Consider the following 25,070-nt stretch of genomic DNA (forward strand, 5'->3'; position numbering starts at 1 on the left):
TTCCGAGTGAATGTCGACGGGAGAGAAGAAATGGGAAACGACGGGGTCGTTGCCGTGGAAAAGGCACTTTCGCTGCTGGACTGCTTCAAGCCCGGCGCCGAATCGCAATCGCTCGCGACGCTGTCGCAGGCATCCGGCATGCACAAGACGACGGTCTATCGGCTGATGAACTCGCTGGAGCGAATGGGCTATGTCGTGCGCGCGCAGTCCGGCAACTATTCGCTCGGACATCGCGTGCTGTACCTCGGCAAGCTGTACGAGCAGTCCTTCCATCTGTCCACGGTGGTCGAACCGGCGCTGCATGCGCTGGCCGCGCTGACGAAAGAAAGCGCATCGTACTACGTGCACGACAACGGGCAGCGGCTCTGTCTGTTTCGGGCCGAGCCGTCCGAAGGCCTGCGTGAAACGCGGCTCGCGGGGACGATGCTGCCGCTCGATGACACGGCCATCAGCCAAGTGATCCGTTTCTGGGGACTCGGCGAACCGATCTATGACAAGCCGCCGGCACTGCCCCTCTTCACCGCGGGTGCGCGCGATGTGCACACGGCAGCGTTCGCGGTGCCGGTCTTCGGCGCCGGCGACAAGTTCATGGCGGCGCTGACGCTTTCCGGTCCTGCATCCCGCCTCAGTGTCGCGCACGAGTCGGGCGAGCTGGATCGACCGCAACTGGATGCGGCCGCCGATCTCTCCCGGAAGCTGGGGGCGAGTGTTGCGCTCTGCGAGAACGTCTACGGCACCTGATCGCTGCTTTGACACAGGCAGGGTCCAGGTCGACGCGCCGTTCGTCGCCTGACCGCGGACACGTTCGCACGACGCCACGCGCGGGCCGGGGCGTGACACCTGCAGCGCAGCACCGACGCGACGGCCCGTCCGACCGGCTCGGCACACGGGCCATTGATTTTCGAGACGAACGGTCTATTATTCGCACATGGACGTTCGAACTGATCCGCCTCGCCGTCGCGGCAGGCCACCAAAACAGCACGAGGACCTCGTCGCCACGCGGGACATGCTGTTGCGCACCGGGCTGGAAGTGCTCACCGAAAAGGGCTTCTCGGCCACCGGGCTCGACGAGATCCTCGGGCGCGCCGGCGTGCCCAAGGGCTCCTTCTATCACTACTTCGACAGCAAGGAAGCGTTCGGCCTCGAACTGATCGACCGCTACGCCGAGTTCTTCGCGCGCAAGCTGGACCGGCATTTCAGCGATCCGGCACGCTCGCCGCTGCAGCGTGTACGCGCGTTCGTCGACGATGCGCGGGACGGCATGGCCCGCTACGCGTACAGCCGCGGCTGCCTGATTGGCAATCTCGGGCAGGAAATGGGCGCGTTGCCCGAAAGCTTCCGCGAACGCCTGCGCATGACGTTCGAGGACTGGCAACGCCGCCTCGCCGAATGCCTGGCCGCCGCGCAGCAAGCCGGCGAACTGGCCGGGTCGGCCGATCCCGCCGAGCTGGCCGCATTCTTCTGGATCGGCTGGGAAGGCGCCGTGCTGCGCGCGAAGCTGGAGCGCAGCGACACGCCGCTGACCCTGTTCGCGCAGTTTTTCTTCAATGGACTACCGCGACGCTGAATTTTTTTTGCCATTAACTAGACGATCGGTCTAGAAAGGAGGACACATGTTTCAAGGCATCGTGATCGACAGGCATGAAACCGGGCAGCATGCCGGGCTCCAGACGCTGGAGGACGCGCAGTTGCCCGCGGGTAACGTGACGGTACGCGTGGGCTATTCGACGCTGAACTACAAGGACGGGCTGGCGATCACCGGCAAGAGCCCGGTGGTCCGCAAGTTCCCGATGGTGCCCGGCATCGATCTCGTCGGCGAAGTCGAAGCGAGCACGCACCCGGACTATCGCCCCGGCGATCAGGTCGTGCTCAACGGCTGGGGCGTCGGCGAAACGCATTGGGGCGGCCTCGCGCAGAAAGCCCGTGTCGACGGCGACTGGCTGGTGCCGCTGCCGTCCGCCTTTTCGCCGCAACAGGCGATGGCCATCGGCACGGCGGGCTACACCGCGATGCTCTGCGTGATGGCGCTGGAGCGACACGGCGTGCGCCCGAACGACGGCGAGATCGTCGTGACCGGCGCGGCAGGCGGGGTGGGCAGCGTCGCCACCGCTATCCTCGCCAAGCTGGGATACCGCGTCGTCGCGGTAACGGGCCGCCCCGCCGATGCCGACTACCTGCGGCAGCTCGGCGCGGCGGAGATCCTGGAACGGTCGCAATTCAGCGAGCCCGGCAAGCCGCTGGGCAAGGAACGCTGGGCCGGCGCGGTCGACGTGGCGGGCAGCCACGTGCTCGCCAACGTGTGCGCGACCACGCGGTACCGCGGCGTCGTGACGGCCTGCGGCCTGGCCGCCGGCTTCGATTTCCCCGCGACCGTCATGCCGTTCATCCTGCGCGGCGTTACGCTCGTCGGGATCGACAGCGTCATGTGCCCGCGCGCCGACCGGCTGGAAGCGTGGCGCCGGCTCGCGTCCGACCTCGACGTCGAGAAGCTGGGCGTGATCAGCCACCTGGTCGGCCTGGGCGACGTCATCCCGCTTGCAGGAGAATTGCTCAACGGCAAGGTGCGCGGCCGCATCGTCGTCGACGTCAACGCATGACGCCGCTGACGACCACCCGCGCTTCTTTGATCGGACGACGGCTCGCGCATCGAGTGCGCCCCCGCCGCGTTATCCAGGAGACCTCATGACCGCCGCAAACACCGCACCCATCAGCCGCTTTCCCGTGCCCGCGCTCGAAGACCTGCCCGAGGACAATCGCGAACGCATCGCGGCCGTCCAGGAAAAGTCGGGCTTCATCCCGAACGTATTCCTGACGCTGGCGCATCGCCCGGACGAGTTTCGCGCGTTCATGGCCTACCACGACGCGCTGATGGACAAGCCGGGCAACCTGAGCAAGGCCGAGCGCGAGATGATCGTCGTGGCCACCAGCAGCGTGAACCAGTGCCAGTACTGCGTGATCGCGCACGGGGCGATCCTGCGCATTCGCGCGAAGGATCCGCTGATCGCCGACCAGGTCGCCGCCAACTACCGCAAGGCCGACATCAGCGCCCGGCAGAAGGCCATGCTCGACTTCGCGATGAAGGTGTCGCAGGCCGCGCATCGGGTGGGCGAAGCGGACTTCGACGCGCTCAAGGCGCACGGCTTCGTCGAAGAAGACGTGTGGGACATCATGGCGATCTCGGCTTTCTTCGGCATGTCCAACCGCATCGCGAACGTGACGAACATGCGACCGAATGCGGAGTTTTACGCGCGGGGGCGTTGAGCGCACACGTCGTTCGGCCGCGCGGACGGGACGCGGCGGTATCGTCGCTCGCCTATCGACGCCGGTAAACGACGCCCTCGCCCGGCTCCGGCGCCGCATTGGCCGCCTCGTCGAAACGCTCGCGCGCTTGCGCGATCGGCTGCTTGTTTTTCTCCGCCCACCTGACGAGCGCCATCACGGGCTCCAGCAGCGTTGCGCCGAGCGGCGTGAGCGCATAGTCGACGCGCGGCGGAATCGTCGGGAACACCGTCCGCGTGACCAGCCCGTCGCGCTCCAGTCCGCGCAATGACAGCGTCAGCATGCGCTGCGAAATTCCTTCGATCTCACGTTTCAGCTCGTTGAAGCGCCGCGAACTATCGTTCAGCGTCGCGATGATATAGAGGCTCCATTTGTCGCCGATCCGGTCGAGGATCTGGCGGGTCATCTGGCAGTCGTTGTCGCTGGGTCGGGGCATGGTGACAGGAACATCGATGTGACTGGGGCACAACCCTGTGCGTTCTTGTGGGGCCCGGGCGCGAACCCTAGCATTCCACATGCTTTTCGGTAACTCAGTCATCAAAAGTTACCGGGTTCTCATCTTATCCCTAAAGGAACGCTCATGAGTCGCATCCTGCTGATCACCTCCAGCCCCCGCAGCACCGACAGCCTGTCCACGCGCTTCGCGCACGACCTCGCGCAGCAACTCGCGGCGCGCGACGCAAACAGCGCCGTGACCTTGCGCGATCTCTCCACCGATCCGCTGCCGCATATCGACGACGCATACATCGTCGGCCGCACGCTGCCGCCGGACGCGCGCAACGCGGAGCAAGCGCAGGCCGTCGAGCTGGCGCAAGCGCTGATCGACGAACTGCGCGCCGCCGACATCGTCGTGATCGGCTCCGCGATGACCAACTTCGGCCCGTCCACGCAGTTGCGCGCGTGGTTCGACCGCGTGATCTGGCCGCACGTCACGTTCCGCTACGGCGAAAGCGGCGTCGCCGGCACACTGGAAGGCAAGCAGGTCTATCTGGTAACCGCCAGCGGCGGCGTCTTTTCGGAAGGCCCGTATGCACCCTTCGACTACCAGTCCGGCTATCTGAAGCATCTGCTCGGGTTCATCGGGATGACCGACATCCGCGAAGTGCGCGTGGAAGGCACCGTGATGGGCGCCGATGCTGTGCAAGCGGCCATCGCAAAGGCCGGGCAGGACGTGCAGGCGCTGGTGGAACAGGCCGGTTGAGACAACGGCAGCGCCCGTCGATCGCACGGGCGTTACCGACCGATGCCCGCGTGCACGCGCCGGCATCGGTCATCCGCTCACTTCGCCCGTGCGGCCGGGCGAATGTCAGCGCTCACTCCAGCCCCTTCAGCGCCTCCAGCCCGTCCGGCAGCTTCGCATCCGGAAATTGCGTCGACAGCGTCGTGTCGCGCCACCGCGCGGCCTCTTCCGCGCGCTGCTTCTCCGCCTGCTCGCACACGAACAGCGCATCGCCGCCGAGCAGCAGGCGCATCGGCACGTCCTCGCGGCGCGACAGCTCGACGATCAGCGCCGCGATTCGTGCAGGATCGCCGACTTCGTGGCCGCCATACGCGCCGAGCAATTCGAGAATCTTCCCGACCGACGGCTGGTAGTCGGGCAGCAGACCGTCGATGTCGCGCTTCGCCTGCGCGGCCCAGTCGGTACGCATCCCGCCCGGCTCGAGCGTGCAGACGCGCACGCCGAACGGCGCGACCTCTTTCGACAGGACGTCGCTGAACCCGCCGACCGCCCACTTCGCGGCCTGATACGCGGACAACCCCGGCGTCGATGTGCGCCCGCCGACCGACGACACCTGGAAGATGTGCCCCGCACGCTGCGCGCGCATCGTCGGCAGCACCGCACGCGTCAGGTTGATCACGCCGAACAGGTTCGTTTCGATCTGGTCGCGGAAATCGTCGGCGCCCATCTGCTCGAACGGCGCCGTATGGCCGTAGCCGGCATTGTTCACGAGCACGTCGATGCGGCCGAACGCTTCGCGGGCGGCCGTCACCGCGCCCGCGGCGGCCGCTTCATCGGTCACGTCGAGCGCGACCGGCAGCAACCGATCGCCGTACCGCTCCACCAGATCCGCCAACCGCGCGGGATCGCGCGCGCCGGCCACCAGCCGGTCGCCCGCCGCCAGCACGGCTTCCGAAATCGCTCGCCCCAGGCCGCGCGCGGCCCCTGTTACCAGCCAGACTTTCGACATTTTCCACTCCTTGATCGTAGTGAAACCACAAAATGAATGATTACTCACTCATTAATAACGGCGATGTATCGGTCATTCGCGACCTTCATCGCCCTGCCTGAAACCCGCCGCCCGTCGTCGTCGCGGCACGTGAGCGTGTAACCGCACGCGCCAGCACGACCGCAACCCTTGCCTCACACCGCGTGCAACACGGCCCATAACGCGCGAAACCCGGCCTCCCGGTACGCATCGGCCCGCGCCGGATCACGCGCGACCGATTCCATCGCCGTTTCGGCAATCGACGTAAACAACGCCGCGCAGAACGTGTGCGCTTCGTCGGGATTCAGCGCGCCCGACGCGGCGACCTGCTCGCGCAACAGCGCATTGATCCCGCCGAAGCCTTCTGCGCCAGCCGCACGATGCGCGTCGTCGATGCGCCCGCTCACGCCCAGTTGCTGCAGCGCGCGCCGCCCGTCCGGGTTCGAGACGCCCCACGACACATAACCGTTCCACGCGTGCCGCAGCGCCTCCTCGACCGGCGCGCGCTCCGGGTAACCGGTCATCATCGCGTCGCGCATGTCCGCCTTCAGGCTCACGTACAGCGCGTTCAGCAACGCGTCCTTGGTTTCGAAGTACGTGAACACCGTGCCTTCCGCCACGCCGGCGAGCCGCGCGATACGCGCGGTCGTCGCGGTCGCACCGTCCTCGGCGAGCGCCCGTGCGGCGGCGGCCAGAATGGCTTCGTGCTTGTCGGGACTGCGCGGTCGGGCCACGTTCGATTCCTTTAATGAGTGAGCACTCAATCATAATGGGGCGATCATACGGAGCGCAAGTGCTGTTACATCCGGGGGAACCCATACGCAATCCATCAAAACCGTGCACTATTAGCGTTTTCACGTACTGGTGCGTTCACGTATCGGCGCCCGGTGCCTCGACGTTCGTTTCACGTTCCCCGTTTCAAACCGCGAACCTCCCATGACGAATCAGCCTACCCAGACCGGGGCCGACCGGCCCGTCGACATGATCATCTTCGGCGGCGGCGGCGACCTGGCCGCCCGCAAGCTGTTGCCCGCGCTGTACATGGCGCACCTGCACTGCAACCTTCCGCCCGACACGCGCATCATCGCGGTCGGCCGCCGCGACTGGGGCATCGACGGCTATCGCAAGTTCATGGACGAGCAGTCGCGCCCGTTCATCGACGAAAAGGCGTTCGATCCCGCGGCCTGGAGCCGTTTCCTCGACCTGTTCAAGTACGTGCTGATCGACGTGAACGCGCCGGACGACTACCTGCGGCTCGCGGAAGCGGCGCGCGGCGACGCGATCCGCGTGTTCTACCTGTCGACGTCGCCGGAGCTGTTCACCACCATCTGCAACAACCTGTCGGCCGCGCATCTCGTCGACAGACACTCGCGCGTCGTCCTCGAAAAGCCGCTCGGCCACGATCTCGCGTCCGCGAAGGCGATCAACGATGCGGTCGGCAAGCACTTCGAGGAATCGCAGATCTATCGGATCGACCACTATCTCGGCAAGGAAACCGTGCAGAACCTGATGGTGCTGCGCTTCGGCAACCCGATCTTCGGGCCGCTGTGGCAGGCGCCGAGCATCCGCAGCGTGCAGATCACGGTGGCGGAGACGGTGGGCGTCGGCAGTCGCGCGGGCTTCTACGACCATACCGGCGCGCTGCGCGACATGGTGCAGAACCACCTGTTGCAACTGCTGTGCATCGTCGCAATGGAGCCGCCGGTGTCGCTCGACCCGGACGCGGTGCGCGACGAGAAGCTGAAAGTGCTGCGCTCGCTGCGGCCGATGGCGGTGGCCGACGTCGCGCGCGACACGGTGCGCGGCCAGTACACGGCCGGCGCGGTCGACGGCCAGCCGGTGAAGGGCTATCTCGAGGAAGACAACGTGCCGGCGGACAGCCGCGCGGAAACCTTCGTCGCGCTGCGCGCGCACATCAACAACTGGCGCTGGGCGAACGTGCCGTTCTTCCTGCGCACCGGCAAGCGGCTGCAGCGCCGCCAGTCGGAAATCGTGATCGAGTTCGCGGACATGCCGTTCTCGATCATCCCGACCGGCCCGCGCCACTACAGCAACCGTCTCGTGATCCAGCTCCAGCCGGAAGAGTCGATCCAGCTGCAGATGCTCGCGAAGGAACCGGGCAGCGGGATGAACATGGTGCCCGTGAGCCTGAACCTCGACCTTCAGCAGGCGATTCCGGAGCGGCGCGCGGAAGCGTACGAGCGTTTGCTGATCGACGTGATCCGCGGCCGCCTCACGCACTTCATGCGCCGCGACGAGCTCGAAGCCGCGTGGTCGTGGGTCGAACCGATCCTCGACGGCTGGAAGCAGCTCGGCGACCGGCCGCGCCTGTACACGGCCGGCACGTTCGGGCCCGCAGCTTCGTCGGCGCTGCTCGCGCGCGACGGGATGTCCTGGTCCGAAGAGGCGTAACCGCCACGCGACGGCGTGCCCCGGTGGGGTACGCCCGATCGCACGTCAAATCCCGTATCAAACCGCACGGGGCGTCACCCGCCCCGTCGTCCTGCCGTCGCCTACCGCGGCTCCATCCACGACGCCGCCTTGCGCCGCCCCGGCGCATCGTTACCGCTGCCGCCCAGCGCCTCGATCAGGTAATCGACGAACGACGCGATCCGCGACGAGATCGCGGTATTGCGGTAGTACACCGCGTGGATCGGCTGCTCGACCTCGAACGTCTGGCGCGCGAGCACCTGCACGAGCCGGCCGGCCTCGCGATCCTGCGCGGTCATGAAATCCGACAGGCACGCGACGCCCGCGCCGTCGAGCGCGAGCTGCCGCAGCGTCTCGCCGCTCGACGAGCGGATGCCCGGCTCGATGCGGTACGGCTCGCCGTCGGCGCCGAGGATCGGCCACACGTTCAGCGATTCGGGCTGCGTGAAGCCGACCAGCGTGTGCTTGTCGAGATCCTCCACCTTGCGCGGCTGGCCGTGCGCCGCGACATACGCGGGGCTCGCGAGCATGCGTATCCGGCTGGTGCCGATGCGCCGGCTGTGCAGCGTCGAATCCTTCAGCCGGCCGATCCGGAACGCGACGTCGGTGCGCCGCTCCAGCAGGTCGATGATGCCCTCGTTGCTGTTCAGCTCCAGCTCGACCTTCGGGAAGCGTTCACGATAGCCGCGCACGAGCGGCACGATCACGTGCAGCATGAACGGCGTCGCCGCATCCACGCGCAGCCGCCCCGACGGCATCTCGCGCCGCGCGAGCATCTGCTCTTCCGCCGTCTCGACCGATTCGATGATCGCGCGCGCGTCCTGCAGGAACGCGTGCCCTTCCTCGGTCAGTTCGAGCCGGCGCGTGGTCCGGCGCAGCAGCGTGGTCTTCAGCTTCTCCTCGAGCCGCCCGAGCGTGCGGCTCGTCGCCGACACCGTGAGGTCGAGCTGCTGCGCGGCCGCCGTGATCGAACCGGAGTCGACCACGGCGGCAAAGGCCTGGAGTTCGTCGAGCGTAATCTTCATCGTTGCATTCTTGATTTCAAATCAAAACAATTTGGTTTATAAGCCTGTTTTTCAGCAAAAGTAAAGGCGGCACACTGCGCTCCATCCTCACCGGACCCTGGAGCACCCCTCATGCCACTCGCCCTGCTTGCGCTGACCATCAGCGCATTTGCCATCGGTACCACCGAATTCGTGATCGTCGGGCTGATCCCGACGATCGGCGCCGACCTCGGCGTCAGCCTGCCGTCCGCCGGCCTGCTCGTCAGCCTTTACGCACTGAGCGTCGCGATCGGCGCGCCGCTCCTCACCGCACTCACCGGCCGCGTGCCGCGCAAAACACTGCTCGCCGCGCTGATGGCGCTGTTCACCGTCGGCAACCTCGTGGCTTGGCAGGCGCCCGGCTACGAATCGCTGATCGTCGCGCGCATCCTCACCGGCCTTGCGCACGGCGTGTTCTTCTCGGTCGGCTCGATCATCGCGACCACGCTCGTGCCGAAGGAGAAGGCCGCCAGCGCGATCGCGACGATGTTCAGCGGGATGACCGTCGCGTTCGTCGCCGGCATTCCGCTCGGCACCTTCATCGGCCAGCACTTCGGCTGGCGCGCGACGTTCCTGGTCGTCGCGCTGTTCGGCCTCGTCGCATTCGTCGGCGCGGTGGCCTTCGTGCCACGCGGGTTGCCGCAAACGGCGCCCGCGCCGCTCGCCCGCCAGTTCCGCGTGCTCGCGCAGCCGCGCCTGCTGCTGGTCTATGCGATGACGGCCGTCGGCTACGGCGGCTCGCTGATCGCGTTCACATACATGGCGCCGCTGCTCGAGCAGATCGCCGGCTTCACGCCCTCGCAGGTCAGCCTCGTGCTCGTCGGCTACGGCGTGTCGGTCGCGTTCGGCAACGTGTGGGGCGGCAAGCTCGCGGACGCCGTCGGCCCCGTGAAGGCGCTCAAGCGGATCTTCCTGCTGCTCGCGATCGTGCTGCTCGCGCTCACCTTCACGATCCACGTCAAATGGCTCGCCGTGCTGACGATGCTCGCATGGGGCGCGGTGGCATTCGGCAACGTGCCGGGCCTGCAGGTGTACGTCGTCAAGCAGGCGCACCACTTCGCGCCCGACGCCACCGACGTCGCATCCGGCTTCAACATCGCCGCGTTCAACCTCGGCGTTGCAGGTGGCTCGGCACTCGGCGGCGTGATCGTCGCGCACGTCGGCCTCGGCCATACGCCGTGGATCGCGGCGGCCGTCACGCTCGGCGCATTCGCGCTCACCGCCCTGAGCGGTCGCCTCGACCGCAGCGCGGGCCTGCCGGAACGCACGGCGGAACCCGTCCAGCTCGCGCACTGAACGTCACTGTATTGCAGGAGTTTGCACACATGAATGCACCGACCCCACGCCCGCCGTTCGCCGGCAAGACGTTCGAAGTGCGCTACGACGGCCTCACCGCGCTCAACGCGTACGACGATGACGGCCGCCACATGCGCTACGAGATCACCGAAGGCCCGTACGCGGGCGCGAAGGGTGAAATCGAATACACGTGGCAGCACCTCGCCGGCGAAACCTACGCGATCTCGTGGCAGGAAGCCGACCGCGCGACGGTCGTGCATCTCGACGATTTCGCCGCCGGCACGTCGCGGTCTTTCTTCACCGCGTCGTCGCTCGATTTCTACCGGCTCGAAGGCAGCCTGCGCGCGATCTGAACGGAGCTCGACCATGTCCACTTCACTCACAGCACTCGACAAACTCGCCGACGGCGGCTTCAGCATCGGCCTCGAACTGCCGCTCGACAACGACTGGTCGCCGGCCGGCAACGCGAAACGCCAGCACGACCGTCGCTACCCCGGCGTACCCGACCTCGCGCTCCACGCGACGCTCGCGCAACGGGCCGATACGCTCGGCTTCCGCGCGCTCTGGGTGCGCGACGTGCCGGTGTACGACCCCGCGTTCGGCGACGCCGCGCAAGTGTTCGAAACCTTCTCGTATCTCGGCTACCTCGCCGGTATCACGAACGACATCCTGCTCGGCACGGCGGCCGTCGTGCTGCCGCTGCGCGAGCCGCTGCTCACGCTGAAATCGGCCGCGACGATCCAGGAACTGAGCGGCGGCCGCCTGATGCTCGGCGTCGCCAGCGGCGACCGGCCGGTCGAATATCCGCTGTTCGGCCGCGACTTCGCGTCACGCGGCGCGAATTTCCGCGACCAGATCGCGCTGCTGCGCGACGGCGCGCACGGGCACCTGCCGCCCGGCCTCGACGTGCTGCCTGCCGTCCGTACGCCGCTGCCGCTACTCGTCGCGGGTCTCGCGCAGCAGACGCCCGCGTGGATCGGCGAACACATGGACGGCTGCCTCGCGTATCCCGGCACGCCGGACGACCATCGGCACCGCGCCGCGAACTGGCGCGCGGTGGCCGGCGACAAGCCGTACGTGAGCTTCATCCACCTCGACCTCGCGGAAGATCCGCACGAACCGCTGCAGCGGCACCGCTTCGGCGCACGCGCGGGGCGTCTTGCGCTCATCGGGGAACTCGCGGCCATGCGCGAAGCGGGCGTGCAGCACATCGGCCTGCATTTCCGCCGCAACCGGCGTCCGCTCGACGAGACGATGGCCGAGATCGCGGCAGAGGTGCTGCCGGTGTTCCACGCGGATGAAAACGCACGCAAGCGCGTTGCATGACACCGCCCGAACCCACTCGCGATACTTGATTTCAGATCAAATATTTTTGACCTGCAACGGCGTTTATCTCACCAATCCAAAACGCCAGAATGACTTCCATAGCGAACCTGTTCCACTCTCCCAGGAGCACATGATGAGCAAGATTCCCGCATTCGGCCTCGGTACGTTCCGCCTGCAAGGCCAGGTCGTCATCGACTCGGTGCGCAATGGCCTCGAAGTCGGCTACCGCGCGATCGACACCGCGCAGATCTACGGCAACGAAGCCGAAGTCGGCGAAGCGATCGCCGCGTCGGGCGTGCGCCGCGACGAGCTGTTCCTCACGACCAAGATCTGGGTCGACAACTACGCGCCGGACAAGCTCGTGCCGAGCCTCGAGGAAAGCCTGCGCAAGCTGCGCACCGACCATGTCGACCTGACGCTGATCCACTGGCCGGCCCTCGACAACGGCGTCGCGCTCGACACGTTCATGACCGCGCTCGCCGATGCGAAGGCGCAGGGCCTCACGCGCCGGATCGGCATCTCGAACTTCAACATCGCGCTGACGAAGGAAGCGATCGCGGCCGTCGGCAAGGATGCGATCGCGACGAACCAGATCGAGCTGAGCCCGTACCTGCAGAACCGCAAGCTCGTCGAATTCCTGAACGCCGAAGGCATCCACGTCACGTCGTACATGACGCTCGCGTACGGCAAGGTGCTCGGCGATCCGGTGATCGGCGCGATCGCGCAGCGTCATGACGCGACACCCGCACAGGTCGCGCTCGCGTGGGCGTTGCAGCTCGGCTACTCGGTGATCCCGTCGTCGACGAAGCGCGAGAACCTCGCGAGCAACCTGCTCGCGCAGACGCTGCGCCTGACCGACGAAGACATGGCGCAGATCGCCACGCTCGAACGCAACGGCCGCGAAGTCGACCCGGCCGGCCTCGCGCCGAAGTGGGACTGAACACGCCACCCGCCACTCACATTCGATTCACCGCGGCCCGAAAACCGCGGCACCCACAGGACATCAGCACCATGACCCAGGACCCGCTTTTCCAACCGCTGCGACTCGGCGCGCTGACGCTGCCGAACCGCATCGTGATGCCGCCGATGACGCGCTCGCGCGCAACCCAGCCCGGCGACGAAGCCAACGAACTGATGGCCGCGTATTACGCGCAGCGCGCGAGCGCGGGCCTGATCGTCAGCGAAGGCACCTATATCGCGCCGCTCGGCAAGGGCTATGCATGGACGCCCGGCATTCACACGCCGTCGCAGGTCGCCGGCTGGCGCAAGGTGACGGACGCCGTGCATGCCGCGCACGGCCGGATCTTCGCGCAGCTGTGGCACGTCGGCCGGCTGAGCCACACGAGCCTGCTCGGTGGCCGGCAGCCGGTGTCGTCGTCGCCGCTCCAGGCGAAAGGCGTGAACGTGTTCATCGCGGGTGAAGACGGCAGCACGCCGGGCTTCGTGCAGGCGTCCGAGCCGCGCGCGCTGACGATCGACGAGATCTGCGAGATCGTCGATCAATACCGCGCCGCCGCGCGCCACGCGATCGAGGCCGGCTTCGACGGCGTCGAGCTGCACGGCGCGAACGGCTATCTCGTGAACCAGTTCATCGACTCGAATGCGAACACGCGCACCGATGCGTACGGCGGTTCGCTGGAAAACCGGCTGCGCTTCCTGCGCGAAGTCACGCAGGCGCTGATCGACGGCACGGGCGACGCGTCGCGCGTCGGCATCCGCCTCGCGCCGCTGACGACGCTGAACGGCTGCGTCGACGACGATCCGGAAACGACCTACCTCGCCGCTGCCAAGCTGCTCGGCGAACTCGGCGTCGGCTACCTGCACATCGCGGAAGCCGACTGGGACGACGCACCGTTGATGCCGGTCGAATTCAAGCGGCAGCTGCGCGCCGCGTTCCCGGGCGTGCTGATCTATGCCGGCGCGTACACCGCCGAGCGCGCACGCGAAGCGATCGCCGCCGGCTGGGCCGACCTCGTCGCGTTCGGCCGCCCGTTCGTCGCGAACCCCGACCTGCCCGAGCGGCTGCGCACGGGTGCTGCGCTCACACCGCACGACCGCAACACGCTGTTCGGCGGCGGCGAGCGCGGGCTGACCGATTATCCGACGCTGGCCCAGGCCGCGGCCTGAATCGGCCTACCCGAGAATCCCCATGAGAATCACGCTCCCTTCCCGCCTGGGCTTCGGCACCGCGCCGCTGGGCAACATGTACCGGGACATCCCGCACGAAGAAGCGCTGGCCACGGTCGACGCAGCGTGGGAAAGCGGTATCCGCTACTTCGATGCCGCGCCGCTGTATGGCGCCGGCCTCGCCGAGCTGCGCCTCGGCGAAGCGCTCGCGGGCCGCCCGCGCGACGCGTATTCGCTCGGCACCAAGGTCGGCCGGCTCGTCCTCGACGAACACGAGGACGCATCGCAACGCGATCTCGGCGAAAAAGGCGGCCTGTTCCGCCACGGGCTGCCGAACCGGATCGTCTACGACTACACCGAGGACGGCACGCTGCGCTCGATCGACGCGAGCCTCCAGCGGCTGCGCACCGACCGGCTCGACACCGTGTGGATTCACGACCCGGCCGTCGACTTTCACGGCGACGCATGGCGCGACGTGTTCGACGTCGCGATGTCGGGCGCGGCCAGGGCGCTCACGCGGTTGCGCGACGAGAAAGTCATCCAGGGTTGGGGCCTCGGCGTGAACCGCGTCGAGCCGTGCGAACTCGCGCTCGAACGCGCGGACCCCGACGGCTTCCTGCTCGCCGGGCGCTACACGCTGCTCGATCATGCCGGCGCGCTCGAACGGCTGATGCCGGAAAGCGCCGCGCGCGGGCTCGGCATCATCGTCGGCGGCCCGTACAACTCGGGCGTGCTGGCGGGCGGCACCCATTACGAGTATCAGCCGGCCACGCAGGCCATGCTCGACCGCGTCGCGCGCATCCGCCAGATCTGCGAACGATTCGGCGTCGATGTCCGCGCGGTGGCGCTGCAATTCTCGCTCGCGCACCCGGCCGTCGCGGCCGCGATCCCCGGCGCAAGCCGGCCCGATCGCATCGACGACAACCTGCGCCTTGCCGCGGTGTCGATCCCGGCCGAACTGTGGGATACGCTGAAGGCCGAACGCCTGATTGCCGCGCAGGCGCCGACGCCGGTTGGCCCGGATCGAGGTTGAATCGGGCCTGCGCGGCCGCGTCAGCCAGCGGCCGCGCATCCCGGGCCGCGCGCAATCGCAACGGCTATCGCCACGATCGCCATTTGCGCATTGCAGCCGGCGCAATTGGCGTCTAGCGTTTACGGGTTCGTCGACGAATACCCGTCACCCGACCCGAAAGGATGCCTCGCCATGCGAAGCCGCTTCCCGAAACGCCCCATGCTACCGGCCGCCGCGGCCTGCGTTGCACTCGCCTTCTGCGCGTCGTCCGCCCGCGCCGACGACTCCGCCGGCCTCGCGCCGCCCCAGCCGGCCACGCCCGTGCTGTCGACGACTGCGGCTGGCCTACAGGTCTACACGTGCGACTACGACGCCGGACACAAGCTCGCGTGGGTGTTCCAGCACCCGGAAGCGATGCTGTTCGACGCGAGCGGCACGCTGGTCGTCCGGCACGGCGCCGGGCCGTCATGGGAAGCGCTCGACGGCAGCCGCATTACCGGCAAGAAACTCGCGGAAGCGCCGAGCGCGCGCGCCGGCAGCATTCCGCAACTCCTGCTCGCCGCGACGCCGGCCGCAACGGACGCGAAGGCCACGGCCGGCACGCTCGCCGGCGTGCGCTTCGTGCAGCGGCTCGATACCGCGGGCGGCATGCCGCCGGATGCAGCGTGTTCGACCGAGCATGCGGTCGGCCGCTTTCCGTATTTCGCGCGCTACGTGTTCCTGAAGTAACGCGCGACGGCGCCCGAAGCACCGGGTGCCGTCGCGGCGGCGTCCTCCTCGCGCATCACATTGATCAGTCATCCTATTCTTGACGTACGGATGCCTGCCCTCGTTCAGGGTCCGCGAAGCTCAGCCGATCCGCATCGACAGCTCGACATCGCCGCCGAACGGCACTGACAGATAGCCGTTCTCCGGCGCGCGCACGTAAGCGAGATAGTCGGGGCTGAAATCGGCATTGTCGGCCACGACGAACGCGCCGGGCCGCAACCGCTGCTCGACGCGTGCAAGCACCTCCGGATACAGCGCCTTCGCACCGTCGAGCAGCAGCAGGTCGACCGAATCCGGCAGATCGGCGGCCAGCGTACGCAGCGCATCGCCCTCGCGGATCTCCACGAGATCGGCCAGCCCGGCTGCCGCCAGGTTCGCCCGCGCCCGCACGACCTTCGACGGTTCGAACTCGCTCGTGATCAGCCGGCCGCCGCCGTTGTCGCGCAGTGCGGCCGCGAGATGCAGCGTCGAAATGCCGAACGACGTGCCGAATTCGACGATCGACCGCGCGCGGCCGCTGCGCGCGAGCATGTACAGCAGCGTGCCCGTCTCGCGCGACACGGCGAGCGGATAGTCCTTCAGGCGCGCATACAAATCGGTATAGCCGGTCTTGCTGCGCATCAGCCGCGCTTGCTCGTCGCGCGACAGGCCCGCGAAGTCCGGGCTCGTCGCGGGCGACGAGGCGTCGGCTTCGTCAAACAGGCGCGCGAGCAGCGAGGCCAGCGGGTCGAGCGTCAGGGTGGTCATGCGAATCTCCGGGTTCAGGTTGAGTGCGTCGTTGCACCCGATTAGAATATGACGAACTATTCAGGTTTTACTATTCGCATTGACCAGCCGCCCATGACCGACCGCCCGAACGCCCGGATTACCACGCGCAAACAGCCTCAGCAGGCTCGCTCGACCCAGCTCGTCGAGGCCGTCCTCCAGGCCGCTGTTCAGGTTTTGGCGAACGAAGGCGCGCAGCGCTTCACGATGGCGCGCGTCGCCGAGCGCGCCGGCGTGAGCGTCGGCTCGCTGTACCAGTACTTCCCGAACAAGGCGGCCGTGCTGTTCCGGCTGCAGCATGACGAGTGGCGGCAGACGGCCGAGATGCTGCGCGGGATGCTGGAGGACGTGAACCGGACGCCGCCCGAGCGGCTGCGCACGGCCGTTCACGCGTTCATCCGTTCGGAATGTGACGAGGCGCGGATGCGCATCGCGCTCGACGACGCCGCGCCGCTCTATCGCGACGCCCCCGAGGCACACGAAGCGAAGGCGGCCGGCAACCGCATCTTCCAGGCGTTCATGCGCGAGGCGCTGCCCGATGCACCGGCCGCCACGCGCGAACTGGCATGCGACCTGATCACCACCACGCTCACCGCGGCCGGCAAGGCGTTTTCGGAAAGCGAGCGCTCGCCCGATGAAATCGACGCGTATTCGAACGCGATGGCCGACATGTTCCGCGCCTATCTCGACCATCTCGCGCACAATTGAGGCCGGGGCGCCGACGAAAGCCGCCCCTGCGCGATGGCACTCTCGTCCGAATGCAGGTTGCGCGCGGCGGCGGATCCCGTCACCGGCCCCTGCTTCCACCGGCCTGCCCGGCCACCATGAAAGACATTTGTAATTTCCGATGCATCCCCCGCTTCCCCTTTGCCCGTCGACCCCGCATTCAAATAATCGCCTTAACGGATTCGAACTAGGCGTATACACGCGTGTCGACGCGACGGAGCCCCGTTGCACGCCGATATAAGCGCTGAGACATGCGCTGCATGCTCTTCCCCCAATGGGACGTGATGGGCGGTTCGCCTAACCTTCGCTACGGCAAAGCGCACGTGACGGGGTCGCCCCCACAACGCGTCGCACGACGCGACACCCTCGCGATCGTTTCGATTCGCACGTAACGACACGGATCACGCGTCATTCGTCCCCACGACGTTGCCGACAATCCCAACTAGATACGAGACACCCTGACGACGGTTCGCTACGGGCCGTTTCAGCATGCTGATAAAGGAGCAAGCTCATGAGTGATACCCCGGTGCAGCCGACGGTCGGCGTCGGCGCGGAAGAAACTGACTTTGGCACCAAGGGAGTCATCGACCGGTACTTCGGCATTTCGTCGCGCGGCAGCACGCAGCGCCGCGAGATCATTGCCGGCGTCACGACCTTCCTCGCGATGGTCTATTCCGTGTTCGTCGTGCCCGGCATGTTCGGCAAGGCCGGCTTCGACACGAGCGCCGTGTTCGTCGCGGTCTGCCTCACGACCGCGTTCGGTTCACTGCTGATGGGCCTGTGGGCGAAGCTGCCGATCGCGATCGGCTGCGCGATCTCGCTGACCGCGTTCACCGCGTTCGGCCTCGTGCTCGGCAAGGGGCTGTCGCCGACGGTCGCGCTCGGCGCCGTGTTCCTGATGGGCCTCGTGTTCACCGGCATTTCCGTCACCGGCGTGCGTTCGTGGATCCTGCGCAACCTGCCCGCGGGCGTCGCGCACGGCACCGGGATCGGCATCGGCCTGTTCCTGCTGCTGATCGCGTCGAACGACGTCGGCCTCGTGATCAAGAACCCGGGCGCCGGCCTGCCGGTTTCGCTCGGCCAGATCACCGCGTTCCCGGTCATCATGTCGATCATCGGCCTCGCCGCGATCTTCGGCCTCGAAAAGCGTCGCGTGCCGGGCGGCATCCTGCTCGTCGTGATCGCGATCTCGATCTTCGGCCTGATCTTCGATCCGAGCGTGAAGTACCACGGCATCTTCGCGCTGCCGTCGCTGAGCGCACCGGGCCATGCGTCGCTGATCGGCGCGATGGACATCAAGGGCGCGCTGTCGATGGCCGTGCTGCCGAGCGTGCTGGCGCTGGTGATGACCGCCGTGTTCGACGCGACCGGCACGATCCGCGCGGTCGCGGGCCAGGCCGGCCAGCTTGACGAGAACGGCCGCATCATCAACGGCGGCCGTGCGCTGACCGCCGATTCGCTCAGCTCGATCTTCTCCGGCTTCCTCGGCGGTGCACCGGCGGCGGCCTACATCGAGTCGAGCGTCGGCGTGGCCGCGGGTGCGAAGACGGGCCTCGCGGCCGCCGTGGTCGGCCTGCTGTTCCTGGTCGTGATGTTCTTCTCGCCGCTCGCGGGCCTCGTGCCGTCGTACGCCACCGCACCGGCGCTGATGTACGTCGGCCTGCTGATGCTCGGCAGCGTGAGCAAGCTGCACATGGACGACATGGTCGACGCAATGTCGGGCCTCGTGTGCGCGGTGTTCATCGTGCTGACCGCGAACATCGTGACGGGCATCATGCTCGGCTTCTCGACGCTCGTGATCGGCCGCATCGCCAGCGGCGAATTCCGCAAGCTCAACGTCGGCACCGTGCTCATCGCGGCCGTGCTCGTCACGTTCTATCTCGGCGGCTGGGCGATCTGATCAGCGAATCGTACGCGACGTCGCCGGCAGAATGACGGCGCGCATCGGGACGACATCGTCTCCTCCACCATCATCGTTGATGGTCTCCAGGCCTGGGAACGCAAGTTTCCAGGCTTTTTTTGTTGATGGGGCGCAGTGCGGCGCACATCGCGGAAACGTCGCGGCGCGAATCCGCCCCCGGTGCTACGATCGGGCTTTGCCTTCGGGAGTCCCCATGAACGCGCTCGGCATCGTCTCCGAATCGAGCACCCGGACGTCGGCGCGCAAGCCGCCGTTCATCCCGTCGTTCGGCTTCCACGAAGTGCACGAATCGAAGCCGATCGATGCCGCGCCGGCGCGCATCATCGACACGGTCACCACGCTCGACATGCGCACGGATCCGATCGTCGACGCCCTGCTCAACGTCCGCGAATTCCCGGCTACCGTTGCCGCGTCGCTGCGCCCCGGCACCACACGCGTCGAACGCGAACGCTTCGGCCTCCATGCGTTCACGCCGCTGCATCGCGACGAAACGTCGCTGTCGCTCGGCCTGATCGGCCGTTTCTGGCGCCCGGACCCCGGCGTGCTGAAGATCGCCGACGCGGCGGCGTTCGTGCGGCACGACGATCCGCGCGATGCGAAGCTGGTGCTCCGCTTCGAAGTCGTCGGGCTCGCGTCGGGTGCGCACGTGCTGCGCACCGAAACCTTCGTGCATTGCCCGACCGCCCGCACGCGGCTGCTGTTCATGCCGTACTGGCTCGCGATCCGGATGGCGAGCGGCTGGATTCGGCGCCGGACGCTGACGGCGGTGGAGATGGCGCTGGCGTAGGGCCTTGCCACGCCGGCCATGACGGCACGCGCGGGCCATCCGCATCAAAACGGCTTGATCACCACCAGCCCGACGACGATCGCCGTCGCGGCCACGACCGCACCTGCCGCCTGCCCGAGCCACGGCGCCGGCACGACGACCAGATCGTCGCGCTCCATGCGCCGCAGCGTGCCGGCCAGGATCCCGTGCAGCGCCGACAGCGCGGCGACCACCCCGAGCTTCACCGACAACCACGCCGCGCCGAACCAGTGACCGTTCAGCGCCAGCGCGATCCCTGCCATCCAGACGAGCGCAAGCGCGGGTGCCGTCACCGTGCGGTCCCAGCGGCGCACGGCGCGATGCACGGCGAGGTTGGCGATGCGCATGCCGACGGACAGCATCAGCAGGCCGCCGACGAACGTGACCACGGCAACGACATGAACGGCCTTGAGCCACAGGTAGATCATTGCGCGTGCCTCCGGCGCGCGATCCATCCGGCACTCGTCAGGCCGACGAACGGCACGACGGCCGCCAGCACGAGCCGCGCGACCTCGGCCTTGCGCCACAGGCCGCTCGACGCGGTGCCGACGACCGCCCACACGTACATCGCGAACGCGATGCCGTGCACCGGGCCCATGATCGATACCGCGGCCGGATAACCGGCCAGGTGCTTGAGCGGCACGGCGACGCACACCAGCACGACGAGCGTGGTCGCCTCCAGCAACGACAGGTATTGCAGGTTCCGCAGCGCATTGCGATCGTCTTGTTGCATCGGCAGCCTCCAGGTTGGACTGCGGCGATTGTGGCGTGTGGTGCCGCTCGGGGCCATTGGCTAAAATGACATCTTTAAACGGATTCTGGCCAAGCCCTCGAACGCCATGCACACGGTCGCCGTTCTCGCCCTGCCCGATGTCGTCCCGTTCGATCTGGGTGTGGCGTGCGACACGTTCGCGCGCGTGCGTTCTCCCACCGTCGCGCAGCCCTACCGCGTCCGCGTGTGCAGCGAGCACGCGCGTGTCGCGGGCGACCTGTTCGACCTGCGCCCCCCGTTTCGTCTCGACGCGCTCGCCGATGCCGACACGATCGTCGTTCCCGGCACGTCGGTACCGCTCGCGCCCACGTCGCGCCCCGTGATCGCGGCACTGCGCGCGGCGGCCGCGCGCGGTTGCCGGATCGCGTCGATCTGCAGCGGTGCGTTCGTGCTCGCGGAAGCCGGGCTGCTCGACGGCCTGCGCGCGACGACGCACTGGCTCGCGGCCGCCGAACTCGCACGCCGCTATCCGCGCGTGACGGTCGACTCGAACGTGCTGTTCGTCGACAACGGGCAGATCCTGACGTCGGCCGGCGCGGCGGCCGGCCTCGATCTGTGCCTGCACATGATCCAGGCCGACTACGGCGCGGCGGTCGCCGTCGACGCGGCGCGCTGCGCGGTGGCGCCGCGCGTCCGCGAAGGCGGGCAGGCGCAGTTCATCGCACCGGAATGGCCGAGCGGCACCGACGGCCTGCAAGGGCTGATGGACTGGCTGCAGGCGAACCTGCGCAAGCCGCTCACGCTCGACGCGATGGCGCGCCAGGCGTCGACGAGCGTGCGCACGCTGACGCGGCGCTTCCAGGAACAGACGGGCACGTCGCCGCGGCAATGGCTGCAGACCGCGCGCGTAAGGCATGCGCAGCAATTGCTGGAAGTGACGGCGCTGTCGATCGAGCATGTCGCGACGGAGGCCGGCTTCGGTTCGGTCACCGCGTTTCGCGAGCGGTTCGCGCGCATCGTCGGCACGACGCCGCAGCGGTATCGCCAGGCATTCCGCGCGCGGTCCGGCGCATGATGCACACTGCACCGCCCCGTTACTATCTTCACGCCCCGATAATCGGGGCTTTGGCCAGCCAGACCCGGCATGATTCCCGCCCCCAGTCGCAGTCATGATCCGGGGGGTGTTGTCACCGGGTCTGGTGGGTGGCTGGTGATCGCTGATAGGGGTTTGGCCGGGATTTCCCGACGCCGTCCGTAACGTGGATGCCGAGACTTGCCACCGTTGTTGCAGGCCAATCCGTTCACTCTGCTCATACTTCGATGCAAGACACTCAACAACATGGCGCCGTCGATGTCTTCGTCGGCGTTGATGTCGGTAAAGGCCAGCATCATGCCGTCGCGCTCGACCGGAACGGCAAGCGCCTTTACAACAAGGCGCTACCCAACGACGAGGTCAAGCTGCGAGCCCTCATCACCGAGCTCAAGACTCACGGTCGACTGTTGTTCGTCGTCGATCAACCGTCCACCATCGGCGCGCTTCCTGTAGCCGTCGCCCGTGCTGAAGGCGTCCTCGTCGCCTATCTGCCGGGACTGGCCATGCGTCGCATCGCCGACCTACATGCAGGCGAAGCCAAGACCGATGCCCGCGATGCCGCGATCATTGCCGAGGCCGCTCGCTCGATGCCGCACACACTACGCTCGCTTCGGTTGGCAGACGAGCAACTCGCCGAACTCACCATGCTGTGCGGCTTCGACGACGATCTCGCGTCTCAGGTCACTCAAACCAGCAACCGCATTCGCGGCCTGCTCACCCAGATCCATCCGGCGCTCGAGCGCGTTCTCGGACCGCGCCTCGACCATCCGGCGGTGCTCGATCTGCTTGAGCGCTACCCCTCGCCAGCCGCGCTTGCCGCAACTAGCGAGAAGACGCTCGCCAACCGCCTGACCAAGCTCGCGCCTCGCATGGGCAAGAACTTAGCGGCCGAAATCGTTCAAGCGCTGAGCGAGCAAGCCGTGATCGTACCCGGCACGCAGGCTGCCACCATCGTCATGCCCCGCTTGGCCCAGCAACTCGCCGCCTTGCGCAAGCAGCGTGACGAAATCGCCGCCGAAGTTGAGCGGCTGGTGCATGCTCACCCTCTTTGGCCGGTCCTGACCAGCATGCCGGGAGTCGGCGTCAGGACCGCCGCCAGACTCCTGACCGAAGTCGCCCATAAAGCCTTCGCCTCGGCTGCTCATCTCGCGGCCTACGCTGGCCTCGCGCCGGTCACCCGGCGCTCAGGCTCGTCGATCCGAGGCGAACATCCATCCAGACGCGGCAACAAGGTGCTCAAGCGCGCCTTGTTCCTCTCCGCCTTCGCGGCATTGCGGGATCCTGTCTCGCGGGCTTACTACGCGCGCAAGATCCAGCAGGGCAAGCGCCACAACCAGGCACTCATCGCGCTGGCACGGCGACGCTGCGACGTCCTGTTCGCCATGCTGCGCGACGGCACCATTTACCAACCCAAGTCAGCCCCTAACGCTTGACGAAAGACATAGGGGCACCCCCCACCGCGCCCCGGCTCACGATACCTCGCCACGGTGGCGAAAAAACCTGCGCACGCAATCGTCAGGATCGCTACCGAATGCCGCCACACCCCATCGCCCGCCACAGCATCGCGCCAACCGGACCCGATCGATGACCCGCATCCGCAACCCCCTGAACCTCGCGCAGCTCCAGGCGTTCGTCTCCGCCGCGCATCACAAGAGCCTGCGCGCCGCCGCGCGCGAACTCGGCGTCACGCAGCCCGCGATCACGCACACGATCCGCGAGCTCGAAACGGCGCTGAACGCGGAACTGCTCGCGCGCAGCGTACGCGGCGTCGAGCTGACCGCGTGCGGCCATGCGCTGCTACCGCGCGCCGAGCAGCTGCTCGGCGACATCCGCCGCACGGTCGAGGCCGTCGAGCAGGTGAAAGGCGAGATGTCGGGGCGCGTGGCGGTCGGCACGATGCCGTCGATCGCACTCACCGCGCTGCCGCGCGCGGTGACGGCATTCCGCCAGTCGATGCCGAACGTGAGCCTGCATCTCGAGGAAGTGACAGTGCCCGACGCGCTCGCGCAATTGCGCAACGGCACGCTCGACATCGCTGCGATGCACCATGTGCCCGCGCTCGACCGCGATTTCACGCAATCGCCGCTGCTGTCGACCGAATTCACCGTCGTGATGCGCGAAGGCCACCCGCTTGCGCATGCGCGCCGGTTAGAGGAATTGCTCGATGCCGAATGGATCGTCACCGTCGGCGCCGAGCAGTTTCCGCACAGTGTGATGGTCGGGATGTTCGAGGCGCACGGGCTGCCGCTGCCCAAACGTTTACTGCGCTCGCCGATGTCGTTCGCGGTGACGCTCGGGCTCGTCGCGCGCTCGGACGTGATCGGCTGCTTCACCCGCCCGCTCGCCGAGATGGTCGCGCCGCTGGGCATCCGCACGGCCGAACTCGACGAGAGCATGCCGCACTTCGACCTGTCGATCATCGCGCGGCGCGACCTGCTGCCCACGCCCGCCGTGTCGCAATTCGTCACGTGCCTGCAGCGCGCGGTCAACGAAACGCTCGGCTGAATCGTTCCTGTGTCTGAAACGGCGGCGCCCGCAAGGCGCCGCCGCCGGGCCCGGTATCGGGGCTTGTCCTAGGCGCCCCGCCGGTATTTTGTCTTGATAATCTTCCGCACGTCGCGCGCCCGCATCGGGTGGGCGAAACGGACAGCCTGTCGCGAAGCCGCGCCGGGCCGAAGGCTTACGGCGCGGCACAACCGCGCACCCATCGAACAAAACGAGGAGTCACCGAGTGAAAAAGATTCTTGCGGCTGTGACCGTAGCCCTGCTCGCCGTATCGGCAGGCACCGCGTACGCGAAGGACTGGACGACCGTGCGGTTCGGCGTCGACGCAAGCTACCCGCCTTTCGAATCGAAAGGCGCTGACGGCAAGGTTGTGGGTTTCGACGTCGATCTCGGCAACGAAATCTGCCGCCGCATGAACGCGAAGTGCGTGTGGATCGAAAACGACTTCGACGGGATGATTCCGGCGCTGAAGGCCCGCAAGTTCGACTGCGTGCTGTCGTCGATGTCGATGACGCCGGCACGTCAGGAACAGATCGCCTTCTCGGCGAAGCTGTTCAACACGCCGACGCGCCTCGTCACGAAGAAGGGCACGGGCCTGATGCCGACGGCCGAATCGCTGAAGGGCAAGTCGGTCGGCGTCGAGCAGGGCACGATCCAGGAAACCTATGCGAAGACGTACTGGGCCTCGAAGGGCGTGAACGTCGTGCCTTACCAGAACCAGGACCAGGTCTACGCCGACCTGATCTCGGGCCGCCTGGACGGCGCGCTGCAGGACGCGGTGCAGGCTGAAATCGGCTTCCTGAAGACGCCGCGCGGCGCGAACTTCGATTTCGCCGGCAAGGACATCGACGATCCGAAGACGCTCGGCAACGGCGCCGGCATCGGCCTGCGCAAGGAAGACACCGACCTGAAGGCGAAGATCGACGGCGCGATCGCCGGTATGCGCAAGGACGGCACGTACGACAAGATCGCGAAGAAGTACTTCGATTTCGACGTCTACGGCAAGTAATCCGCCCGGCAAGCGCACGCTTCGCTTCGGCACGAACGGGCTCCGC

General features: G+C 67.3%; 27 protein-coding genes. 20 read left to right on the plus strand and 7 right to left on the minus strand.

Going from position 1 to position 25,070, the window contains the following annotated elements; genetic code table 11:
• Positions 1 to 30 precede the first annotated feature (30 nt).
• The 4 genes from CFB50_RS31825 to CFB50_RS31840 all read left to right on the plus strand — a co-directional run bounded on the left by CFB50_RS31825 (position 31) and on the right by CFB50_RS31840 (position 3,261).
• Entirely contained in the window at positions 31 to 741 is a 711-nt protein-coding gene (locus tag CFB50_RS31825; RefSeq protein ID WP_069252607.1) for an IclR family transcriptional regulator, read from the plus strand.
• A 187-nt stretch (positions 742 to 928) separates the two neighbouring features.
• Entirely contained in the window at positions 929 to 1,567 is a 639-nt protein-coding gene (gene acuR, locus CFB50_RS31830; RefSeq protein WP_069252608.1) for an acrylate utilization transcriptional regulator AcuR, read from the plus strand.
• Between the two features lie 46 nt (positions 1,568 to 1,613).
• Positions 1,614 to 2,597 carry an acrylyl-CoA reductase (NADPH) gene (gene acuI, locus CFB50_RS31835; protein WP_089448532.1) on the plus strand — a complete coding sequence of 328 codons (984 nt, stop codon included), beginning with the start codon at positions 1,614 to 1,616 and terminating at the stop codon, positions 2,595 to 2,597.
• 85 nt (positions 2,598 to 2,682) lie between these two features.
• Entirely contained in the window at positions 2,683 to 3,261 is a 579-nt protein-coding gene (locus tag CFB50_RS31840; protein WP_089448533.1) for a peroxidase-related enzyme, read from the plus strand.
• A gap of 52 nt (positions 3,262 to 3,313) precedes the next feature.
• Here CFB50_RS31840 and CFB50_RS31845 read toward each other — a convergent pair whose 3' ends face one another.
• A complete protein-coding gene (locus tag CFB50_RS31845; RefSeq protein WP_373452985.1) occupies positions 3,314 to 3,748 on the minus strand; it encodes a winged helix-turn-helix transcriptional regulator in 435 nt (144 codons plus the stop codon).
• A gap of 111 nt (positions 3,749 to 3,859) precedes the next feature.
• On the opposite strand from CFB50_RS31845, the gene CFB50_RS31850 reads away from it, so the two are divergent.
• Positions 3,860 to 4,480, plus strand: a complete 621-nt coding sequence (locus CFB50_RS31850; RefSeq protein ID WP_089448535.1) for an FMN-dependent NADH-azoreductase — start codon at positions 3,860 to 3,862, stop codon at positions 4,478 to 4,480.
• A gap of 112 nt (positions 4,481 to 4,592) precedes the next feature.
• Here CFB50_RS31850 and CFB50_RS31855 read toward each other — a convergent pair whose 3' ends face one another.
• Positions 4,593 to 5,468, minus strand: a complete 876-nt coding sequence (locus tag CFB50_RS31855; protein WP_089448536.1) for an SDR family NAD(P)-dependent oxidoreductase — start codon at positions 5,466 to 5,468, stop codon at positions 4,593 to 4,595.
• 173 nt (positions 5,469 to 5,641) lie between these two features.
• Positions 5,642 to 6,220 (minus strand): TetR/AcrR family transcriptional regulator, encoded by a 579-nt coding sequence (locus tag CFB50_RS31860; RefSeq protein ID WP_089448537.1) that lies wholly within the window; start codon positions 6,218 to 6,220, stop codon positions 5,642 to 5,644.
• 202 nt (positions 6,221 to 6,422) lie between these two features.
• Here CFB50_RS31860 and zwf point away from each other — a divergent pair, with 202 nt between their 5' ends.
• On the plus strand, positions 6,423 to 7,898 hold the full coding sequence (gene zwf / locus CFB50_RS31865; protein ID WP_069252613.1) for a glucose-6-phosphate dehydrogenase: 1,476 nt from the start codon (positions 6,423 to 6,425) through the stop codon (positions 7,896 to 7,898).
• Between the two features lie 101 nt (positions 7,899 to 7,999).
• On the opposite strand, the gene CFB50_RS31870 is transcribed toward zwf, so the two are convergent.
• Positions 8,000 to 8,941, minus strand: coding sequence for a LysR family transcriptional regulator (locus CFB50_RS31870; RefSeq protein WP_089448538.1), 942 nt, complete (start codon positions 8,939 to 8,941; stop codon positions 8,000 to 8,002).
• 111 nt (positions 8,942 to 9,052) lie between these two features.
• Here CFB50_RS31870 and CFB50_RS31875 point away from each other — a divergent pair, with 111 nt between their 5' ends.
• The 7 genes from CFB50_RS31875 to CFB50_RS31905 all read left to right on the plus strand — a co-directional run bounded on the left by CFB50_RS31875 (position 9,053) and on the right by CFB50_RS31905 (position 15,449).
• Positions 9,053 to 10,255 carry an MFS transporter gene (locus tag CFB50_RS31875; RefSeq protein WP_089448539.1) on the plus strand — a complete coding sequence of 401 codons (1,203 nt, stop codon included), beginning with the start codon at positions 9,053 to 9,055 and terminating at the stop codon, positions 10,253 to 10,255.
• Between the two features lie 29 nt (positions 10,256 to 10,284).
• On the plus strand, positions 10,285 to 10,608 hold the full coding sequence (locus CFB50_RS31880; RefSeq protein WP_089448540.1) for a MoaF-related domain-containing protein: 324 nt from the start codon (positions 10,285 to 10,287) through the stop codon (positions 10,606 to 10,608).
• Positions 10,609 to 10,621: 13 nt separating this feature from the next.
• Positions 10,622 to 11,581, plus strand: a complete 960-nt coding sequence (locus tag CFB50_RS31885) for a TIGR03571 family LLM class oxidoreductase (protein WP_089448541.1) — start codon at positions 10,622 to 10,624, stop codon at positions 11,579 to 11,581.
• Positions 11,582 to 11,714: 133 nt separating this feature from the next.
• Positions 11,715 to 12,521 (plus strand): 2,5-didehydrogluconate reductase DkgB, encoded by an 807-nt coding sequence (gene dkgB, locus CFB50_RS31890; RefSeq protein ID WP_089448712.1) that lies wholly within the window; start codon positions 11,715 to 11,717, stop codon positions 12,519 to 12,521.
• Positions 12,522 to 12,592: 71 nt separating this feature from the next.
• Positions 12,593 to 13,708: an alkene reductase gene (locus CFB50_RS31895; RefSeq protein ID WP_089448542.1), complete on the plus strand. Its 1,116-nt coding sequence runs from the start codon at positions 12,593 to 12,595 to the stop codon at positions 13,706 to 13,708.
• A gap of 22 nt (positions 13,709 to 13,730) precedes the next feature.
• Entirely contained in the window at positions 13,731 to 14,741 is a 1,011-nt protein-coding gene (locus tag CFB50_RS31900; RefSeq protein ID WP_089448543.1) for an aldo/keto reductase, read from the plus strand.
• Positions 14,742 to 14,912: 171 nt separating this feature from the next.
• Entirely contained in the window at positions 14,913 to 15,449 is a 537-nt protein-coding gene (locus CFB50_RS31905; protein ID WP_089448544.1) for a DUF3455 domain-containing protein, read from the plus strand.
• A gap of 120 nt (positions 15,450 to 15,569) precedes the next feature.
• Here the strand turns inward: CFB50_RS31905 and CFB50_RS31910 are convergent, their stop codons facing one another.
• On the minus strand, positions 15,570 to 16,235 hold the full coding sequence (locus tag CFB50_RS31910) for an O-methyltransferase (RefSeq protein WP_089448545.1): 666 nt from the start codon (positions 16,233 to 16,235) through the stop codon (positions 15,570 to 15,572).
• A gap of 48 nt (positions 16,236 to 16,283) precedes the next feature.
• On the opposite strand from CFB50_RS31910, the gene CFB50_RS31915 reads away from it, so the two are divergent.
• From CFB50_RS31915 to CFB50_RS31925, 3 genes are all read left to right on the plus strand, one after another.
• A complete protein-coding gene (locus tag CFB50_RS31915; protein ID WP_089448546.1) occupies positions 16,284 to 16,961 on the plus strand; it encodes a TetR family transcriptional regulator in 678 nt (225 codons plus the stop codon).
• Positions 16,962 to 17,490: 529 nt separating this feature from the next.
• Complete coding sequence (locus CFB50_RS31920; RefSeq protein ID WP_089448547.1) at positions 17,491 to 18,879, plus strand: NCS2 family permease; 1,389 nt, start codon at positions 17,491 to 17,493, stop codon at positions 18,877 to 18,879.
• Between the two features lie 214 nt (positions 18,880 to 19,093).
• Positions 19,094 to 19,687, plus strand: coding sequence for a hypothetical protein (locus CFB50_RS31925; RefSeq protein ID WP_089448548.1), 594 nt, complete (start codon positions 19,094 to 19,096; stop codon positions 19,685 to 19,687).
• A gap of 44 nt (positions 19,688 to 19,731) precedes the next feature.
• Here CFB50_RS31925 and CFB50_RS31930 read toward each other — a convergent pair whose 3' ends face one another.
• Together CFB50_RS31930 and CFB50_RS31935 are read right to left on the minus strand one after the other, a co-directional pair.
• On the minus strand, positions 19,732 to 20,133 hold the full coding sequence (locus tag CFB50_RS31930; protein WP_089448713.1) for a CopD family protein: 402 nt from the start codon (positions 20,131 to 20,133) through the stop codon (positions 19,732 to 19,734).
• Positions 20,130 to 20,438: a DUF3817 domain-containing protein gene (locus CFB50_RS31935; protein WP_069252625.1), complete on the minus strand. Its 309-nt coding sequence runs from the start codon at positions 20,436 to 20,438 to the stop codon at positions 20,130 to 20,132. The genes CFB50_RS31930 and CFB50_RS31935 overlap by 4 nt, the downstream gene beginning before the upstream one ends.
• Before the next feature lie 106 nt (positions 20,439 to 20,544).
• Between CFB50_RS31935 and CFB50_RS31940 the strand changes: the two genes are divergently transcribed.
• The 4 genes from CFB50_RS31940 (at position 20,545) to CFB50_RS31955 (ending at position 25,024) form a co-directional block, all read left to right on the plus strand.
• Entirely contained in the window at positions 20,545 to 21,492 is a 948-nt protein-coding gene (locus tag CFB50_RS31940) for a GlxA family transcriptional regulator (protein WP_089448549.1), read from the plus strand.
• A 245-nt stretch (positions 21,493 to 21,737) separates the two neighbouring features.
• Positions 21,738 to 22,943, plus strand: coding sequence for an IS110 family transposase (locus CFB50_RS31945; RefSeq protein WP_069247589.1), 1,206 nt, complete (start codon positions 21,738 to 21,740; stop codon positions 22,941 to 22,943).
• 151 nt (positions 22,944 to 23,094) lie between these two features.
• Positions 23,095 to 24,015 carry a LysR substrate-binding domain-containing protein gene (locus tag CFB50_RS31950; protein ID WP_179254256.1) on the plus strand — a complete coding sequence of 307 codons (921 nt, stop codon included), beginning with the start codon at positions 23,095 to 23,097 and terminating at the stop codon, positions 24,013 to 24,015.
• 226 nt (positions 24,016 to 24,241) lie between these two features.
• Positions 24,242 to 25,024: an ABC transporter substrate-binding protein gene (locus CFB50_RS31955; protein WP_089448550.1), complete on the plus strand. Its 783-nt coding sequence runs from the start codon at positions 24,242 to 24,244 to the stop codon at positions 25,022 to 25,024.
• Positions 25,025 to 25,070: the final 46 nt, after the last annotated feature.

Origin of the sequence: Burkholderia sp. AU33423 (assembly GCF_002223135.1) — a bacterium.
Taxonomy (GTDB): Bacteria; Pseudomonadota; Gammaproteobacteria; order Burkholderiales; family Burkholderiaceae; genus Burkholderia; species Burkholderia lata_D.